The sequence below is a fragment of the Sporosarcina jiandibaonis genome (assembly GCF_013184495.1).
Classification (GTDB): Bacteria; Bacillota; Bacilli; order Bacillales_A; family Planococcaceae; genus Sporosarcina; species Sporosarcina jiandibaonis.
The window spans coordinates 1-582 of record NZ_JAAOIY010000023.1 but is presented as its reverse complement, the minus strand read 5'-3'; the positions used below and the strand labels follow the sequence as shown (position 1 = coordinate 582).

The following is a 582-nucleotide window of genomic DNA, read 5'->3' as shown; positions in this document are numbered from 1 at the left end:
ATTTTCAGTCCTTGAAATAGCGCCGGAGTAGCTCAATTGGTAGAGCAACTGACTTGTAATCAGTAGGTTGAGGGTTCAAGTCCTTTCTCCGGCACCACTTTCGAGCCATTAGCTCAGTTGGTAGAGCATCTGACTTTTAATCAGAGGGTCACAGGTTCGAATCCTGTATGGCTCACCATTTTATGACTTGCCGACATATGAATTATGCGGGTGTGGTGGAACTGGCAGACACGCTAGACTTAGGATCTAGTGCCTTCGGGCGTGGGGGTTCGACTCCCTTCACCCGCACTTTATTTATATAACGCGGAAGTAGTTCAGTGGTAGAATATCACCTTGCCAAGGTGGAGGTCGCGGGTTCGAATCCCGTCTTCCGCTCCATTGATTTGCCGGGGTGGCGGAACTGGCAGACGCACAGGACTTAAAATCCTGCGGTAGGTAACTACCGTACCGGTTCGATTCCGGTTCTCGGCACCAGTTATTTCGTATGCGCCCGTAGCTCAATTGGATAGAGCGTCTGACTACGGATCAGAAGGTTGTGGATTCGACTTCTGCCGGGCGCGCCATTATTTTTAAAATTATAAA

At 49.5% G+C, this 582-nt stretch carries 6 tRNA genes; all 6 read left to right on the top strand.

Annotation, left to right across the window (positions count from 1 at the left end):
* Positions 1 to 21 precede the first annotated feature (21 nt).
* Positions 22 to 97 (top strand) — tRNA-Thr (locus tag G8782_RS18345).
* A 5-nt stretch (positions 98 to 102) separates the two neighbouring features.
* Positions 103 to 178 (top strand) — tRNA-Lys (locus tag G8782_RS18340).
* A gap of 28 nt (positions 179 to 206) precedes the next feature.
* A tRNA-Leu gene (locus tag G8782_RS18335) sits at positions 207 to 288 on the top strand.
* 15 nt (positions 289 to 303) lie between these two features.
* A tRNA-Gly gene (locus G8782_RS18330) sits at positions 304 to 378 on the top strand.
* 7 nt (positions 379 to 385) lie between these two features.
* Positions 386 to 474, top strand: a tRNA-Leu gene (locus G8782_RS18325).
* A gap of 12 nt (positions 475 to 486) precedes the next feature.
* Positions 487 to 563, top strand: a tRNA-Arg gene (locus G8782_RS18320).
* Positions 564 to 582 lie beyond the last annotated feature (19 nt).